12 protein-coding genes are annotated in these 17,136 nt (G+C 71.5%); 6 read left to right on the top strand and 6 right to left on the bottom strand.

The genetic code is table 11. From position 1 onward, the window contains the following. The first annotated feature begins 676 nt into the window (after positions 1-676). Genes MME74_RS05165 through MME74_RS05150 form a run of 4 tightly spaced genes read left to right on the top strand, consistent with a single transcriptional unit; the run spans position 677 to position 4,984 of the window. Positions 677-2,800: a sigma-70 family RNA polymerase sigma factor gene (locus tag MME74_RS05165; protein ID WP_267417650.1), complete on the top strand. Its 2,124-nt coding sequence runs from the start codon at positions 677-679 to the stop codon at positions 2,798-2,800. Between the two features lie 9 nt (positions 2,801-2,809). Then, on the top strand, positions 2,810-3,181 hold the full coding sequence (locus tag MME74_RS05160; RefSeq protein ID WP_267417649.1) for a YrdB family protein: 372 nt from the start codon (positions 2,810-2,812) through the stop codon (positions 3,179-3,181). Positions 3,182-3,219: 38 nt separating this feature from the next. Next, positions 3,220-4,584 (top strand): FAD-binding oxidoreductase, encoded by a 1,365-nt coding sequence (locus MME74_RS05155; protein WP_267417648.1) that lies wholly within the window; start codon positions 3,220-3,222, stop codon positions 4,582-4,584. Next, positions 4,577-4,984, top strand: coding sequence for an NUDIX hydrolase (locus MME74_RS05150; RefSeq protein WP_267417647.1), 408 nt, complete (start codon positions 4,577-4,579; stop codon positions 4,982-4,984). Before MME74_RS05155 ends, MME74_RS05150 begins: the two co-directional genes overlap by 8 nt. 16 nt (positions 4,985-5,000) lie before the next feature. Here MME74_RS05150 and nagB read toward each other — a convergent pair whose 3' ends face one another. The 5 genes from nagB to MME74_RS05125 form a co-directional block, all read right to left on the bottom strand. Then, positions 5,001-5,780: a glucosamine-6-phosphate deaminase gene (gene nagB, locus MME74_RS05145; protein ID WP_267417646.1), complete on the bottom strand. Its 780-nt coding sequence runs from the start codon at positions 5,778-5,780 to the stop codon at positions 5,001-5,003. Beyond that, on the bottom strand, positions 5,773-6,738 hold the full coding sequence (locus tag MME74_RS05140) for an ROK family protein (protein WP_267417645.1): 966 nt from the start codon (positions 6,736-6,738) through the stop codon (positions 5,773-5,775). The genes nagB and MME74_RS05140 overlap by 8 nt, the downstream gene beginning before the upstream one ends. Before the next feature lie 46 nt (positions 6,739-6,784). Beyond that, a complete protein-coding gene (locus tag MME74_RS05135; protein WP_267417644.1) occupies positions 6,785-7,972 on the bottom strand; it encodes an ROK family transcriptional regulator in 1,188 nt (395 codons plus the stop codon). A gap of 79 nt (positions 7,973-8,051) precedes the next feature. Then, on the bottom strand, positions 8,052-11,348 hold the full coding sequence (locus tag MME74_RS05130; protein WP_267417643.1) for a family 20 glycosylhydrolase: 3,297 nt from the start codon (positions 11,346-11,348) through the stop codon (positions 8,052-8,054). Continuing rightward, a complete protein-coding gene (locus MME74_RS05125) occupies positions 11,339-12,568 on the bottom strand; it encodes an alanine racemase (RefSeq protein WP_267417642.1) in 1,230 nt (409 codons plus the stop codon). Before MME74_RS05125 ends, MME74_RS05130 begins: the two co-directional genes overlap by 10 nt. Before the next feature lie 25 nt (positions 12,569-12,593). On the opposite strand from MME74_RS05125, the gene MME74_RS05120 reads away from it, so the two are divergent. Further along, positions 12,594-12,998: a RidA family protein gene (locus MME74_RS05120; protein WP_267417641.1), complete on the top strand. Its 405-nt coding sequence runs from the start codon at positions 12,594-12,596 to the stop codon at positions 12,996-12,998. A 98-nt stretch (positions 12,999-13,096) separates the two neighbouring features. Next, positions 13,097-14,596: a L,D-transpeptidase family protein gene (locus tag MME74_RS05115; RefSeq protein WP_267417640.1), complete on the top strand. Its 1,500-nt coding sequence runs from the start codon at positions 13,097-13,099 to the stop codon at positions 14,594-14,596. A 217-nt stretch (positions 14,597-14,813) separates the two neighbouring features. Here the strand turns inward: MME74_RS05115 and MME74_RS05110 are convergent, their stop codons facing one another. Continuing rightward, the gene (locus MME74_RS05110) at positions 14,814-17,033 is read right to left on the bottom strand and encodes an NADP-dependent isocitrate dehydrogenase (RefSeq protein ID WP_267417639.1); all 2,220 of its coding nucleotides are present in this window, start codon (positions 17,031-17,033) and stop codon (positions 14,814-14,816) included. Between the last annotated feature and the right edge of the window lie 103 nt (positions 17,034-17,136).

Raw genomic sequence — 17,136 nt, 5'->3', positions numbered from 1 at the left:
CGCAGCTCTGCGCTCTCCGGTCCTTCGTGTCGGGGCGGGAGGCCGCCGTTCCCCAGATCGGCGGCCTCGTCCCCCTCGTGAGAGGGGCGGTCGGGCACTCCTCCCCCGAGGTTCCCGACCCGCCCCACCGGTGCGATTGCCCCCGCACCAGCGCCTGAACTCCGCCCCCCGGAGGAGTTCGTACGGCTGTCTCTATGGATGAGACGAAGCACTCACCGATTCATTACGCGACTTCTCAGAAATTCTTCGGAGAGATTTCCGCACCCCCGATCCGCAGGTGCGGGGGAGGCCGCCGTTCCCCAGAGCGACGGCCCCCTTCCCCCTCCTGAGACGGGCGGCCGGGCACTCCTCCCCCGAGGCTCCCGACCCGCCCGACCGGCGCGAATACCCCTCGCGTCGGCACCTGGATCCCGCCCCCCGGAGGGATCCGTACGGCTGTCTCTATGGGATGAGACGGCACCCCGGTCGATTCATTACGCGACTTCCGAGAAAACTTCTGCGGGGCTCCGCCGGTCGGGGCCGTGCGCCCGCCGTGCATCGCCTCGGCATCGCCTCGGAGTTCGCAGGAAGGGTGGCTTCCCTGGGAGATTCGCGAGAGAATGGAGAAGTCGCGTGATGAGAGGCGCTCTCGCGCGTCTCACCTCGTAGAGACGCACCAGCGCCCCGCGACAGATGGATGATTGTGCACGAAGAGAACACGACCCACGACGAACCGATCGGTGATGCCGACCTGATCCTGCGTGCCCGCTCGGGCGACACGGGAGCGTTCGGCGAACTCTGGCGACGCCACTACCCCTCCGGCATCGCCGTCGCGCGGTCCATCACCTCGTCCATCGATCCCGACGACCTGGTGCAGGAGGCGTACACGCGCATCTACCAGGCGATCATCAAGGGCGGCGGCCCGAACGGCTCCTTCCGCGCCTATCTCTTCACCAGCATCCGCAACACCGCAGCCGGCTGGGGACGCGCACGCCGGGAGAGCGCGATCGACGAGCTCGACACGGTCCCCGACCCCGAGACCACCGATCAGGCGGCGAACGAAGCGCTCGACCGCAGCCTGACCGCCCAGGCGTTCCGCAGCCTCCCCTCCCGCTGGCAGGAGGTGCTCTGGTACACCGAGATCGAGCAGATGAAGCCTCAGGAGGTCGGCCACCTCCTCGGCATGAAGTCCGGCGCCGTGTCCCAGCTGGCCTTCCGCGCTCGCGAGGGTCTTCGCGAGGCATGGATCCAGGCACACCTCCGCAGCGCGGCCGAAGGCTCCGAGTGCCAGTGGACGATCGAGCACCTCGGCGCCTACTCACGCGGCAACCTCAGCACCCGCGACCACAAGCGCCTCGAGCTGCACCTCGACGACTGCGCCCGCTGCATGATCGTCGCCGCCGAAGCGAAGGACGTCTCCAAGCGCCTCGCCCTCGTGCTGCTGCCGCTCGTGCTCGGCGTCACCGGCGCGTCCGGCTACCTCGCGACGCTGCAGGGCGCGGGAACGCCGATCGTCGCCCTGGCCGCCATGCCCTCGAGCATCCCCGGAGCCGTGTTCGGCGGTGACCTCGCCGGCCACGCCACCACCGGGATCGCCGCGTCCGGCGGCGGAGCGGGATCCGGAAGCGGAGGAGGCGCGGCTGGAGGGACCACCGGCGGCGCCGGTGCAGGTTCGACCGGAGGAGTGTTCACCGGTCTCGGTGCGCTCGTCGGTGCAGGCTCGGCCGCGCTCGTCGTGGCCGGTGTCGTCGCCGCCGCCGCCATCATCCCCGGACTCGCGGGAGCCGATCCCGCGACGTCCCTTCCCAGCGCCGGCGACAAGGATGCGTCCTCGATCGCCGCAGACGTCGAGCCGGACGAGTCGATGAAGCTCGACGAGTCCGACGCCGTCGAGGTGCCGATCACCGAGCCCGACGAGGCACCCGTCGCCCCGGTGGAGGACACGACCACGGAGCCGCCCGTCGAGCAGACCGGGCCGGTCGTCGCGCCGCCGAAGGCTCCCACCACTCCCGTGATTCCCGTCGACCCGGTCGACCCCGTCGACCCGGTCGACCCCGTCGATCCGGTCGACCCCGTCGACCCGGTCGACCCCGTCGATCCGGTGGACCCGGTCGATCCCGTGGACCCCGTCGATCCCGTGGACCCCGTCGATCCCGTGGACCCCGTCGACCCCGTGGACCCCGTCGATCCCGTCGACCCCGTCGACCCGGCGAACCCGACGGAGGGCCCGGCGTGGTCGCTCGCGACGATCGCCTTCGACGACGAACTGGCCGTCCACTACAGCGTTCCGATCACCGGCGCTCCGGGGACGACGGTGGAGGCGCTGCTCGACGGCCGCGGAGGCGGCGGAGACCGCATCGTCCTCGACGCGACCGGAGCAGGGACGATCGACCTCCGTCCGAACCTCACGCAGTACGTCCTCGCACGCTGGACGACGGTCACGTTCCGCTATCTGCTGAACGGCGAAGCCGGTCCGTCGACCAGCACGTCGCTGCTGGCCCTCGGACCCGACCGTCCGCTTCTCGGAGATGCTCCGGCCGACGCCCCGGCACCCGAAGCCGACGCCGACGCCGACGCCACAGTCACGTCGACGCCGGAGCCCGAGGCTGCACCCGCGGCACCGGTCGAAGCCGTCGTGCCCGCTCCCGACGCACCGGCACCGGAAGCACCCGCTCCCGCCGAGCCCGCGCCACCCGCTCCGGCACCCGCTCCGGCGGAGGCTGAGCCCGCCGCCGAGGCTGCCGCAGCTCTCGCGGCGCCCGCTGCCGCAGTGCCCGCCGACGCCGCCGTCTCGGACGAGGACGCTCCGGCCGCCGAATAGACTGGATCCATGTCCTCGGATCCCGCACCCGTCCCCGGCGTCGACCGCCCGATCATCACCGCGCTCGACATCGTCCGCGTCATCGTCCTGATCGTCGCGGTGGCGTCTCTCGCGCTGTGGGGCTTCGCCAGCTGGGACCTTCCGTGGAACATCATCATCGGGATCGGCGCCCCCGTCCTCGTGCTGCTGATCTGGGCGCTGTTCCTGTCCCCGCGCCCGGTGCTGCGCGTGCACCCGTTCCTCGGCGCCGCCGTGGAGCTGCTGATCTATGTCGGCGTCACGATCGCCTGGTGGTCGATGGGGCAGGCCCTCATCGGCACGGCCTTCGCCCTCGTGGCGGTCGTCACGGGCGTCCTCAGCGGCCGACGCGCCCTGTCCTGAGACCTCGCGCGTGAGCCGCCTGCCATGAGCCGCCCGTCGTGAGCGTCCTGTCCCTCCTCCGGGAGTCGCTCGGTGCTCTCGTCGCCACCGACGCGGCGTCGCTCGAAGAGGCGAGAGCCGACCGCTCCGGCCACGCCGCCACGGGTCGTCCGCTCGCCGTCGTGCACGCCGAGCGGGTCGAGCACGTCCAGCAGGTGATGCGGATCGCGACGGCCACACGCACGCCCGTGGTGGTCCGCGGCGCCGGCACGGGCCTCGCGGGTGCGGCCAACGCGGGCACCGGGGAGATCGTGCTGTCCCTGCGACGCATGACCGCGATCCACGAGATCCGCCCGGATGACCTTCTCGCGGTCGTCGAGCCCGGCATCCTGAACGCCGACCTCAACACGGAGCTCGCCGACCACGGCCTGTGGTGGCCGCCGGACCCGGCCAGCCGCGACATCTCCACGGTGGGCGGCAACATCGCGACCGGAGCGGGCGGCCTGCTCTGCGCGAAGTACGGTGTCGTGCGCGACGCGGTGCTCGGCGTCGACCTCGTGCTCGCCGACGGCCGACTCCTCCACCTCGGACACCGCAGCGTCAAGGGCGTCACGGGCCTCGACCTGACCGCGCTCGTGGTCGGCTCGGAGGGCACGCTCGGCGTCGTGGTCGGCGCGACTCTCAAACTGCGCAGACTCGTGCCGGGCGAGACCTGCACGGTGACCGCGACGTTCCCCGGAGTCCGCGCCGCCGCCGCCGCGTCCGCCGCGGTGACCGCTGCCGGGGTGCAGCCCGCGATCATGGAGCTCATGGATGCTGCGAGCCTCGCGGCCGTGCACGCCCTGCTCGACCTTCCCGCGCCGACACCCGGCGCCGCGCAGCTGACCATTCAGACCGACGGCCCCGCAGCCCGGTCCGAGGCCGACGCGATCGCCGCGATCCTGCAGGCCCACGACGGCGTGACCGTGGTCTCCCACGACCGCGAGGAGGGTGAGCGTCTGCTCGCCATCCGGCGCTCGATGCACCCCGCCATGGCCTCGTTGGGCACGACGCTGATCGAGGACGTCTCCGTGCCGCGCAGCGCGATGCCGGCGATGTTCGACGAGATCGCCCGGATCGAGCGCGAGTACGGAATCCCGATCCCCACCGTGGCGCATGCCGGCGACGGCAATCTGCACCCGAACTTCGTTTTCGAGGGGACGGAGACGCCGCCGCACGTCTGGGCGGCGGCCGACGAGCTCTTCCGCGCCGCGATCCGTCTCGGCGGCACGCTGACCGGAGAGCACGGCATCGGCGTCCTGAAGCGCCGCTGGCTCGCCGACGAGCTGGGCGACGACCAGTGGCAGCTCCAGCGTCAGATCGCCGCGGTGTTCGATCCCCTCGGCATCCTCAACCCCGGAAAGGTGTTCAGCCCCGATGCCTGACATCCATGTGAGCGCGGCCGTGATCGTCGACGACGAAGGACGGGTCCTGGTCGTGCGCAAGCAGGGCACGACCCGGTTCATGCAGCCGGGCGGCAAGCCCGAAGCCGGCGAGTCGGCCGCCGAGACGCTGATCCGGGAGCTGCACGAGGAGCTCGGACTGCTGCTCGACGAGGCCGACCTCCGTCCGCTCGGGACGTTCATCTCCGCGGCCGCAAACGAGCCGGGGCACCGGGTCGTCGCCGAGGCCTTCGCGACCTCCGTCGATCCGGGGTCCGTCACCGTTCAGGCAGAGCTCGCCGAGCTGCGGTGGATCACCCCCGCCGACCTGGCGACGCTCCCCCTCGCCCCGCTGAGCGTGGAGCACCTGCTCCCCCTCGCCTGGCCGACGCCGGCGGGCTGAGCCCGCCGCGGGTGCGTCAGATGCCCTGCCAGGAGGGCTTGTTGGCGAACGTGTAGCGGTAGTAGTCGGCGAGAGCGAGACGCGATGCCGCGGCCTCGTCGACAACGATCGTCGCATGCGGGTGCAGCTGGATCGCGGACCCCGGCAGGAGCGCGGTGAGCGGCCCCTCGACAGCCCCGGCGACCGCCGCCGCCTTGCCCTCACCGAACGCGAGCAGCACGAGGTGGCGCGCCTTGAGGATCGTGCCGAGTCCCTGCGTGATGCAGTGCATCGGCACGTCGTCGATGGAGTCGAAGAAGCGGGCGTTGTCCTCGCGGGTCTGCTCCGTGAGCGTCTTCACGCGCGTCCGTGAGGCGAAGGAGGAACCGGGCTCGTTGAAGCCGATGTGCCCGTCGGTGCCGATGCCGAGGATCTGCAGGTCGACGCCGCCGGCGGCATCGATGGCCGCCTCGTAGTCGTCGCCGGCGTGCTGGATCGTGGCCTGGGCGCCGTTGGGGACGTGGATGCGGCGCGGGTCGAGTCCGAGCGGCTCGACGACCTCGCGCGTGATGACGGAGCGGTAGCTCTCCGGGTGCGCCGGGTCGATGCCGACGTACTCGTCCAGGGCGAAGCCGCGCACCTGCGACACATCCCGACCGGCGAGCTGCGAGCGGAGCGCCTGGTACACGGGAAGCGGAGTCGATCCGGTGGCGAGGCCGAGGACCGCGTCCGCGCGACGTTCGATCAGCTCGACGATCTCGGTGGCGACCAGCGCACCGGCGGCCTCGGCATTCTCGACGATGACGACCTCAGCCATGCGGAACGATCTCCTTCTCGGTGATGGATGCGCCGACCAGTGCGGCGCCGAAAGCCGCAGCGGGGGACCCCGCGGGCAACAGTTCGATTCTCTCATCCAGGCGCAGCGACCGCATGAACGGCGACGCCTCCGCCCCGGCGTGCAGGGCCGCCCGGATGCCGTTCTCGAGGCGGTCGCCGAGGGCCGTGAGCCCTCCCCCGATGACGACGGTCTCGACGTCGGCCGACAGCACGAGCACGCGCACCGCGGCGGCCGCGCCGTGGAACAGATCGTCGCGGAGCGCGACCCCCAGCGGGTCGTCCGCCTCGGCGGCGTCGAAGATGTCCCGGATGGGCAGCGCGCCGGGGCGTCCCCAGGCCTTCGCGAGGGCGCCGCCGCCGCAGAAGGTCTCGACGCAGCCGTGCTGCCCGCAGCCGCACAGGCGGCCGCGCGGGTCGACGGAGAGATGCCCGACCTCGCCCGCGGTGCCGCGGGAGCCGCGCCAGATGCGTCCGTCGATCACGATGCCGGCGGCGACGCCGGTGCCGAGGTTGAGATACGCCATCGATCCGGCGACGCCGCTCAGCACGGCGGCGCCGAGCGCCGCGGCCTTGACGTCGTTCTCGACGCGGAACGGCACGCCGAGAGCCTGCTCCGCCCGACCGGCGAGGTCCAGGGACTCCACGCCGAGGTTGACCGCGTGATCCACGCGCCCGGAGTCGGCGTCGACGAGTCCGGGGATGCCGATGCCGACGGAGCCGATGTCGGAGATCCGGAAGCCGACCTCGTCGGCGAGGGCGGTGACCGACGTGACGATGCTCTCGACGACCGCGTCCTCGCCCCAGCCGGTGGGACGGCGAAGGCGACCGATGATCTCCCCCGAGGGGTCGACGGCGACCGCGTCGATCTTGGTGCCGCCGACGTCCAGGCCCACTCGAATCTGCCGACCCGTCGGGTCGGCCGTGCGCACGCCGCTCATCGGATGCCGCTCCGAGCGATGGTGCCGGCGGCCGTGAAGGAGGAGATCACGACACTCCCAGCTGCCCGGAGAGCACCATCACCGCGGCTCCGCGCAGGACGATGTCGTCCTGGTGGGTCAGGCGCACGGTGACGTCTTCGAAGACGCCCTCGAGCGTCCGCGCGTGCAGGGTCTCGATGGCGGCCTCGATCAGGATGCCGTCGAGCAGGTCGGCGGGTCCGGAGAGGACGACCTCCGAGAGGTCGAGTGCCGCGACGATCGGGGCGATGGCGATCGCCATGCGCGTGCCCGCATCGCGGAGGATCTCGTCGCGCGCGTCGGGGTCGGCGGCGAGCGCCGCGCGAAGACGGGTGACGCTGAGCCAGGCTTCGAGGCAGCCGTCCTTGCCGCAGGCGCAGCGAGGGCCGCCGTCGGTGCCGACGACGACGTGTCCGATCTCCCCTGCCGCGAAGCGGCTGCCCAGCAGCGGCTGGCTGCCGGTGATGAGACCGGCGCCGACGCCCTTGCCGATCTTGATCAGCATGAAGTCGGCCTTCGCGTCGCCGAACGTGTACTCGGCGAGCACGGCCGCGTTGGCGTCGTTGCGGGCGAGGACGGGCAGATCGAGGTCGACGCCGAGCTTCGCCTCGAGCGGGAAGTTCGTCCAGCCGAGGTTCGGCGAGCTGAGCACGACGCCGTCCGGGCGCACGACACCGGGAGTGCCGATGCCGACACCGAGGAGCGGCTGGGTGGAGGCGGCGACGAGCGTCTGCGCGAGGTCGCGGAGGGCGGTGTAGGCGGCCTCTCCGTCGGCCGAGTCCGGACGCGCGACCTCACGCCGCTCGATCACGTCCCCGTCGAGGCTGAGCACGGCGCCGGCGAACGCGTTCGGTCCGGAGAGGTCGAGCCCGAGGATCTGGTGGCCGAAGCGGTCGATGTCGATGAGGATCGGCGGCTTGCCCGGCCCTACGGCCTCGCGGACGCCCATCTCGATGACGATGCCGTCGGCGATGAACTCCGCGACCAGGTCGGAGATGGTGACCCTGGTCAGTCCCGTCTCGCGGGAGAGGTCGGCACGGCTCATCGCGCCGGCGTGGTACAGCGTCTGCAGGACCAGGGCGCGGTTGTGCCCGCGCGCGTGCTCGGGGAGCACTTTCGTGCGCGAGCGCAGGTGGCGCCCGGGGCCGAAGGCGTGCGTGCTCGCGCCGGCGTACTCTGACGGCGGCGCTGGACGCTGTTCATCCGAAACGGACATGTTTGTTAGTAGACCTTACGAACAAAATTTACGCAACCTCTCCCCGCGGACGCGCGGGGAGGGTTACCGAAACGTTACATTACTTTCGATACTCGGCGGGGGCGGTCTGCGAGCGCTCCACGAGGCGGGCGACCAGCCCCGCGACGATGTCCTCCCGCGCCTCGATCGTGAGCGGTTTGCCCGGCACGCCGGGGCGACGCTGATCCGGGGTGGGGCCGTCCAGGGGACGATACCGCACCCCCGCAGCGCGGAGACGGCGCAGATGGGTCGGCAGGCGCCGCCCGAAGTCGGCGTAGGGGGCCGGTTCCCCGCCCTCCCAGAGCCGTTCCGCGATCGCCGCGAGGCGCGGGAACACGGCGAAGTCGATGCGATCGCGGGTGGGCAGATGCTCGCTCCAGATGTTCGCCTGGCCGCCGACCGCGCCGTCTTCGACCCGCAGCGTGTAGGCACGCTCGATCGTCAGCGGCGGCCCCACCCGGATCGGCTCCTCCGCGGACGCCGACTGCGGGTAGTCGAGGTACACCTCGAGGTCGGGGCATGCGACCACCGGGATGCCGCGGCGCAGGGCATCGCGCATCGCCACGGGTCCCCGCCAGGCGAGGATCCGCACTCCCTCCGGCACGTCGCCCTCGAGCACCTCGTCCCAGGCCAGGGCGGTCCTGCCCCTGGCACGGACGTGGGCCACGAAGTGCGCCGTGAACCAGGGCTGCACGTCGTGCGCGTCGGCGAGACCCAGCTCGCGCATCCGCTCGGCCGCGGCGGCGCTCTCCGCCCATTCCGTCACGGGCACCTCGTCACCGCCGATGCCGATCCACTCCGCGTCGAACACGTCGCACAGGGCATCGATCGCGGCACGCCCGAAAGCCAGCGAGGCCTCGGTCGGCGCGAGCGTGCGACGGTTGACGCCGAAGCGCTCCCACGCCGAGGCGACCGGTTCGCCGACGTCGACGTTCCCGAGCTCGGGATACGCCGCCAGCGCCGCCTGCACGTGGCCGGGCAGCTCGACCTCCGGGACGAGCGTCACGAAGCGCTCGGCGGCATAGGCCACGAGCTCCCGCAGATCCGCCGTGGAGTAGAACCCCTCATGCACGCCGGGCTCGACGGTCGCGAGCGGGCCGTGTCCGAGCTGCGTCGACGCGCGACGGGCGCCGACCTCGGTGAGGCGCGGGTACCCGGGCACCTCGAAGCGCCACCCCTGATCGTCCGTGAGGTGCAGGTGCAGGACGTTGAGGTGATGATCGACGAGCAGGTCGATGAGGCGTCGGACCTCGTCGACGGGTCGGAAGTGCCGGGCGACGTCGAGCATCGTCCCCCGCCAGGCGTACGCAGGCGCTCCCTCCCAGACTCCGGCGGGGATCAGCGCCGTGGCCGCATCCGGATCGCGGAGCTGTCGCAGCGTGGTGGCTCCGCGGTAGACGCCCGCGGGGCTCGCCCCTCTGATCTCGACGCCGGCCTCGGTGACGCTCACCCGGAAGGCCTCGGCTCCGATGCGCCCTGCCGATGCGGCGTCCGCTCCGAGCCCCTCGTCGATCAGCAGGCGGATGGGCGGCAGTGCGTCGTCGTGCGCTCCCCCGCTGAGCCGTGCCACGGAGGCGGCGAGCGCGGAGGCGGCGTTGTCGAAGGTGGCGGTTTCGGAGGAGACGAGGACCGGAGTCGCTCCGGACCAGCGGAACCCGGGTGCCAGGGGGTCGATGCGGGCCTCGATGCGCGGCACGGTCGACCGGTGCGCCGGAGGCGGCATCCGCAGAGCCCGCCCGGGCGTGGCGCCGGTCGGCTCGCCGTCGGTGAGCACGGCGACACCGCTCACCAGCACCTCGACGATGCCCTGCGGGGTGGCGAGAGGATCGTCGAACGTCGCTCCGGCGGCGATCAGATCCGGGTCGAACAGCACCAGGTCGGCGACGGCTCCCGCACGGATGATGCCGCGCGGCGCGTCACCACGGTCGAGTCCCAGACGCCGCGCGGGCGTGCCGGCCAGATGGCGCACGGCCTCCTCCAGGGTGAGGATGCCGAGTTCGCGCACGTAGTGACCCAGGTAGCGCGGGAACGTGCCGCGACCCCGCGGGTGCGGACGGGCGCCGATCAGGATCCCGTCGCTTCCGCCCGCGTGCTGGGGGTGGCGCATGATGGCGCGCACGTTGTCCTCGTCGCCGATGTGCATGAGGATGCCGGTGGCCCCGCCGTCCGCGATCACCGTGTCGAGCACGACGTCGACGGCCCGGCGACCCGTGTCCGCGGCGATCTCCGCGACCGTGCGGCCGACGAGGTCCGCGAGGGCGGGATTCGCGGTGCCGGAGATCTGGATCTGGGTCCAGTCGGCCCTCTCCCCGTGGAAGCCGTCGCAGCCGATCTCCTCGAGCTCCACGCGCACGGCCTCGCGGCCGTCGGCGTCGAGCGCGGAGAGCGTCCGCAGCAGGTCGCCCGTCGCGGCCAGCCGGCTCGGGAGCAGGGCGGCGAGCGTGGTCGCACCCGGCAGATACGGGTACGTGTCCAGCGTGACGTCGACGCCGTCGGCGATCGCCTCGTCGATCAGCGCGAGGAGCTCATCCGCGCGCCCCCGGTTCGGGGTGAAGTTCATGGTCGCGTGGGTGAGGTGCACGGGGCAGCCGGTGCGGCGGCCGATGTCCAGCGCCTCCCGGTAGGCGTCGAGCGCTCCCCCGCCGTAGCTGCGGGTGTGCGGAGCCCAGTAGCCGCCGCGCTCGGCGACGACACGGCACAGGGCCTCCAGCTCGGCGACGTCGGCATACATCCCCGGCGTGTAGGTGAGGCCGCTCGACATCCCGAAGGCGCCCGCGTCCAGCGCGGCCCCGAGCATCTCGGCCATCGCGGCGATCTCGTCCGACGTCGCGGGACGGTTCTCGTGTCCGACGACGATCATCCGGAGGTTCCCCTGCGGGACCAGGACGGCGGCGTTCGTGACCGCCGCCTCGTCGATCGCCGCGAGCAGGTCGTCCATGGTCCGCCACGGTGCGACGGGCGGCAGCCCGTTCCAGCCGGCGATCTGGGCGGGGATGACGGCGGCCGTGGCGTCGTCGAGCGGCGCATAGCCGAGACCGTCCTGCCCGAGCACCTCGGTCGTGACGCCCTGCCGGATCTTGGCGTCGTGGGCGGCTCCGGTCAGGACGGCCAAGTCGCTGTGCGCGTGCATGTCGATGAAGCCGGGGGCGAGGACGAGGCCGGTCGCGTCCACCTCGACCGCTCCCTCGGGAAGCTCGAGGGCGTCGGAGTCCGCTCCCCCGGGCAGCACCGCGACGATCCTGGCGCCCTCGACGGCGACGTCCGCCACCTGGCGCGGCGATCCGGTGCCGTCGACGACGGTCGCTCCGCGGTAGATCCGTACCAGGCCGTCAGCGGCCTTCTCCGCGCTCAGAAGCATGTCGCGACCGCTCCGATCACGCGGGGATCGGCGGCGTCCGGATCGTCGATCACCGCGACCACCCGCCACTTGTCGAAGGCGGTGCACGGGTGCGAGAGTCCGAGGCGCACGACATCGCCGACCTCGGCACCCGCGGCGTCACCGTCGTCGGCCGCGAGTCGGAGGAACGCGTGCTGATCGTTCAGCGCGGTGATCTCCCCCGCAACCGATTGCGGAACCGGCAGGTCGAGGTCGAACGGCACATCCCGCCGCCCTGCGTCGAGCAGAGCGAGGCCGTTCTCGGGGTGGGACACGACGCGCGACCAGGCGTGCATCGCGGAGCGCAGCGGCGCGGTGCCGGTCAGTGGCCCGAACGGCGACATCCGCGAGTAGAACCCGTCGTCGTGGATCTGGAACGCCCCGGAGCGCAGCACGATGTCGGCCGTGCCGTTCTGCGGCGCCAGCACCTCCGCGGCGCGGTCGGGGAACGAGCTGCCGCCGGCCGTGAGCACCGGCCGCACGTCGTCGTCGTACGTCAGTCGCTCGTGCAGCTCGATGAGCGTGCGCAGGTAGGCGTCGACCGCGGCGACGGAAGCCGCGCTGCGGTCCGGGCCGAAGGGCCCCTCGTATCCCGCGACACCCGCGAGCCGCAGCCCCGGGGCCTCGGCGATCGCCCGGGCGATCCGCTCCCCCTCGTCGAGCGTGCGGGCGCCCGTGCGTCCGTGCGCACCGCCGAGCTCCACCAGCACGTCCAGCGGTCGCGCGGCGTCGCGCATCCCTGCGGCCAGGATCTCGACGCCGACGAGCGAGTCCGCCCAGCACAGCACGCGCAGCCCCTCGTCCGCGGCGAGCAAGGCGCCCAGCTGGCGCACGGCGGCGGGGTCGGTGACGGCGTTGGCGATCAGCACGGTCGCGACGCCCGCATCCACGGCCACCTCGGCCTGCCACGGCGTCGCCACCGAGATCCCCCACGCGCCCGCATCGAGCAGCCGCTGCCACAGCGCCGGCGCCATCGTGGTCTTGCCGTGCGGCGCGAGCAGCACTCCGCGGCCCTCGGCCCAGGCGAAGACGGTCTCCTCGTTGTGCGTGAGCGCATCCTCATGCACCGTGAGGACCGGCGTGACCAGGTCCGAGAGGTGCAGGCCGGCTGCGGCGACCTCCGAGAGACGGAGTCCCGCGGCCTGCGCCGGGAACCCCTTCGTCCAGGCGCCGAGAACGGGATCCGGAATTTGTAGAGGCATCTAACAAGGCTACTAGGCTGGCGGCATGACCGCGAAGACCCGAGTTTCCACCGACGCCGCCCCCGCCCCCGCACACACCTTCTCGCAGGGAGTGCGCAAGGGCCCGTTCGTCCAGGTCTCCGGCCAGGGCCCCGTCGACCCGACGACGAACGAGTACCTCTTCCCGGGAGACGTCGCCGCGCAGACCACCCGCACGCTCGAGAACGTCAAGGCGATCGTCGAGGCCTCCGGCGCGACGTTCGACGACGTCGTGATGCTGCGCGTCTACCTCACCAAGCGCGAGGACTTCCCCATCATGAACGACGCCTACGGCGCCTTCGTCAGCGCCCACACGACGGGCGACGTGCTGCCCTCGCGCACCACCGTCTTCACGGGCCTGCCGCGTGAGGAGATGCTCGTCGAGATCGACGGCATCGCGATCGTCGACTGATTCCCCGGGCGGGGAGGCGCACGATATCACTTCCGTTGCCTCCCCGTTACCTCCCATCCCGTACCATTGGACGTCAGGACACGTTTGAGAGCCGGGGGGTGAAGTTCGTGACCGATCTGATTTCTGCGCCGGGCGCAGCAGCCGAGGCGCACGGTGACGATTCCGCACCCACCGCCGTACTCACGCCGGGCGAGGCCTCCACCGAGGTCGTGCCGCCGAACACGGGCGAGCAGCCCCTGGCCTGGGCTCCCGTCGAGCCGTCCCCCAAGAAGCGCCGCCTCGGCCTCTGGATCGGCCTGGGCGTCGGAGCCGTCGTGCTGGGCGCGGGCGCCGCCTCCATGATCCTCATCGCCCCCGGCACCACGGTCGCCGGCATCCCCGTCGGGTGGATGACCCCGGGCGCCGCCGCCGAGGCCATCAACTCCCACCTCGCCGAGACCGAGGTCACGCTCACCGGAGACGGGGACGGCACCGTCCTCTCCGGCGCCGACCTGGGCGCGACCGTCGATGCGACCGCCCTGGCCGACACCGCGTTCGCCGAGCGGCCGATGTGGAACCTCGGATCCTGGATGGGCGACCCGGTTCCCGCCGAGATCGCCCTCGACGCCGACAAGGCGACCGCGGCTCTGCGCGACGCGGTCCCGGCCAGCTTCGTCGACCCCGTGGACGCGGGTGTCGCCTTCGACGCCACCACCGGGAAGTACATCATCACGCCGTCCGATGCCGGTACCGGCATCGACGTCGCCGATCTCAACGCCGCCTTCGTCGACGCGGTCGCCGCCGGCAGCGCGTCGTTCGACTACCCCGGCGGCCCCGCCGAGGCGCTGCCCGCCGTGTCCGACGACGATGCGACGGCCACGGCCGCCGAGCTGAACACGATGCTCGGGAAGATCGGCTTCTACGTCGGCGACGAGCGCACCGTGCCGGTCAAGCCCGCGGTGGCCGCGACCTGGCTGAAGGTCGTCGACGACGACGGACAGCTGCGCATCGAAGCCGACGCGCAGGCCATCCAGGCGACCGTCGACACGCTCCCCAAGCTCGTCGACCGTGCCCCGGTCAACGCCACCAACATCGTCGACTCCGCCGGCAACGTGCTGCGCGCGGAGCAGACGGGTGCCACGGGGCGCGCGGTCGGAGACACCTCGGGCGTCGCCGACCAGTTCGCCCAGCAGCTCGCCGCGGGCGACGGCGTGTTCGCACTCACCGTGAGCGAGACCCCGTTCAAGACCGTGAACCTGGCCCGCCGCATCGAGATCAACCTCAGCCAGCAGCGTGCGTACCTCTTCCAGAACAACGAGGTCGTGAAGTCCTGGGCGGTCTCCACCGGCCTGCCGGGCACACCGACGCCGACCGGCAACTTCAAGGTGTTCGCGCACACCGCGATGCAGGACATGGGCTGCTACGAAGGCGCCCCCTACTGCACCGAGGACGTGCCCTGGATCACCTGGTTCGCGCCGAACATCGGCTTCCACGGCACCTACTGGCACAACAACTTCGGCAACCGGATGAGCCACGGCTGCGTCAACCTGCCGATCGACCTCGCCAAGTACGTCTACGACTGGTCCCCCGAGGGCCTCGAGGTCTCCGTCTACAACTGACCCGCACCGGTCGCTGACCGGCGCGCCCGCGGACAAAGCTGATCCAGCGCGGATCCAGAGCGGAGAGCGGATGCCGGCGCACCCGCGTGTCCGCGCCGGACGCGCCGTGGCGTGACGCTCTCGTCTGGGTTTCGGCCCGTGCGCCTGCCGTCGACCGGCCACGGCGGGTACGAAGAAGGGGGCGGATGCCGCAGCATCCGCCCCCTTCTTCCGTGTGTCAGCGCAGCGCGTCGACGATGCCGTTCAGCGTCGCGGACGGACGCATGACGGCGGTCACGAGCGCGTCGTCCGGACGGTAGTAGCCGCCGATCTCGACCGGCGTGCCCTGCACCGCGTTGAGCTCGGAGACGATGGTCTCCTCGTTCTTCGCGAGGGTCTCGGCGATCGGGGCGAAGGCGGCCGCGAGATCCGCGTCCTTGGTCTGCTTCGCCAGCTCCTGGGCCCAGTACAGGCTCAGGTAGTAGTGGCTGCCGCGGTTGTCGATCGTGCCCAGAGCGCGGCCCGGCGAGCGGTCCTCCTCGAGGAACGTCCCGGTCGCGGCGTCCAGCGTCTCGGCCAGCACGCGCGCCTTCTCGTTGCCCGTGCGGTCGGCGAAGTGCTCGAGGGACGCGGCCAGCGCGAAGAACTCGCCCAGCGAGTCCCAGCGCAGGTAGTTCTGCTCGACGAGCTGCTGCACGTGCTTCGGCGCGGAACCACCGGCACCGGTCTCGAACAGTCCGCCGCCCGCGAGCAGCGGGACGATCGAGAGCATCTTGGCGCTGGTGCCGACCTCGAGGATCGGGAACAGGTCGGTCAGGTAGTCGCGCAGCACGTTGCCGGTGACCGAGATGGTGTCGAGGCCGTGACGCATGCGCGCGAGCGTGTAGCGCGTGGCCTCCTCGGGGGCGAGGATCGTGATCGTGAGGCCCTTGGTGTCGAGGGTCGCGAGGCCCTGGTGCACCTTGGCGATGATCTGCGCGTCGTGCGAGCGGTTCGCGTCGAGCCAGAACACGGCGGGGTCGCCGGTCGCCCGCGCGCGGGTCACCGCGAGCTTGACCCAGTCCATCACCGGGATGTGCTTGGTCTGCGTCGCGCGCCAGATGTCGCCCTTGCCGACCGTGTGCTCGATGAGCACCGTGCCCTCGCTGTCGAGCACCTGGACGATGCCGTCCGCCGCGATCTCGAACGTCTTGTCGTGGCTGCCGTACTCCTCGGCGGCCTGCGCCATCAGCCCCACGTTCGGGACGGTGCCGATGGTGGCCGGGTCGAGCGGGCCGTTCGCGATCACGTCGTCGATCACGGCCTGGTAGACGCTCGCGTACGAGGAGTCCGGGATGACGGCGAGCGTGTCCGCCTCTTCCCCGTCCTTGCCCCACAGCTTGCCGCCGTTGCGCACCAGCGCGGGCATCGACGCGTCGACGATCACGTCGCTCGGCACGTGCAGGTTCGTGATGCCCTTGTCGGAGTTCACGTACGACAGGCGCGGGCCCTCGGCGATGGCCTTGTCGAAAGCGGCGGCGATCTCCGCGCCGTCCGCGACGTTCGCGAGACCCGAGAGGATCGAGCCGAGCCCGTCATTGGCGCTGAGCCCGGCGGCGGCGAGCTTGTCGCCGTACTGGGCGAACACGTCGGCGAAGAACGCCTTCACGACGTGACCGAAGATGATCGGGTCGCTGACCTTCATCATGGTCGCCTTGAGGTGCACCGAGTAGAGCACGTCGTCGGCCTTGGCCGTCTTCAGCGTCTCGGCGAGGAAGGCGTCCAGCTCCGTGGCGGAGAGGAACGTGGCGTCGATGATCTCGCGCGGAAGGACCTTGAGGCCCTCCTTGAGCACGGTGACCGTGCCGTCCTCCGCCGTGTGACGGAAGCTCAGGACGTCGTCGTGGGCGGCGACCCAGGAGCGCTCGTTGTGCTTGAAGTCGTCGTGGCCGAGGGTCGCGACGCGGGTCTTCGATCCGTTCGCGAACGGCTTGTTGCGGTGCGGGTGCTTCTTGGCGTAGTTCTTCACCGCGAGCGGGGCGCGGCGGTCGCTGTTGCCCTCGCGCAGCACGGGGTTCACGGCGGAGCCCTTGATGCGGTCGTAGCGGGCGCGCACGTCCTTCTCCTCGAGGGAGGACGGCTCGTCCGGGAAGTCCGGGATGTCGTAGCCCTGCTTCTGCAGCTCCGCGATGGCGCCCTTGAGCTGCGGGATGGAAGCCGAGATGTTCGGCAGCTTGATGATGTTCGCCTCGGGGAGCGTGGCGAGGCCGCCCAGCTCGGCGAGCGCGTCGCCGACCTGCTGCTCGGGGGTGAGCTTCTGCGGGAACGCGGCGAGGATGCGGCCCGCCAGAGAGATGTCTCGCGTCTCGACCTCGATGCCGGCCTGGCCGGTGTATGCCTGGATGATCGGAAGGAACGAGGCGGTGGCGAGCGCCGGTGCCTCGTCTGTGTACGTGTAGATGATGGCGTCGTCGGTCACCGGGAGGTTCTCCGTTCACGGGGCTATTTGTCTCGATACCAAGATACCTGAGTGGCCTGGATCGCGTATTCGGGGCGGTGACGCGCACGCTCTCCACGGCGCG

Origin of the sequence: Microbacterium oxydans (assembly GCF_026559675.1) — a bacterium.
GTDB lineage: Bacteria > Actinomycetota > Actinomycetes > Actinomycetales > Microbacteriaceae > Microbacterium > Microbacterium oxydans_D.
The sequence above is the reverse complement of the archived record's forward strand: the minus strand, read 5'-3'. Positions and strand labels throughout refer to the sequence as shown.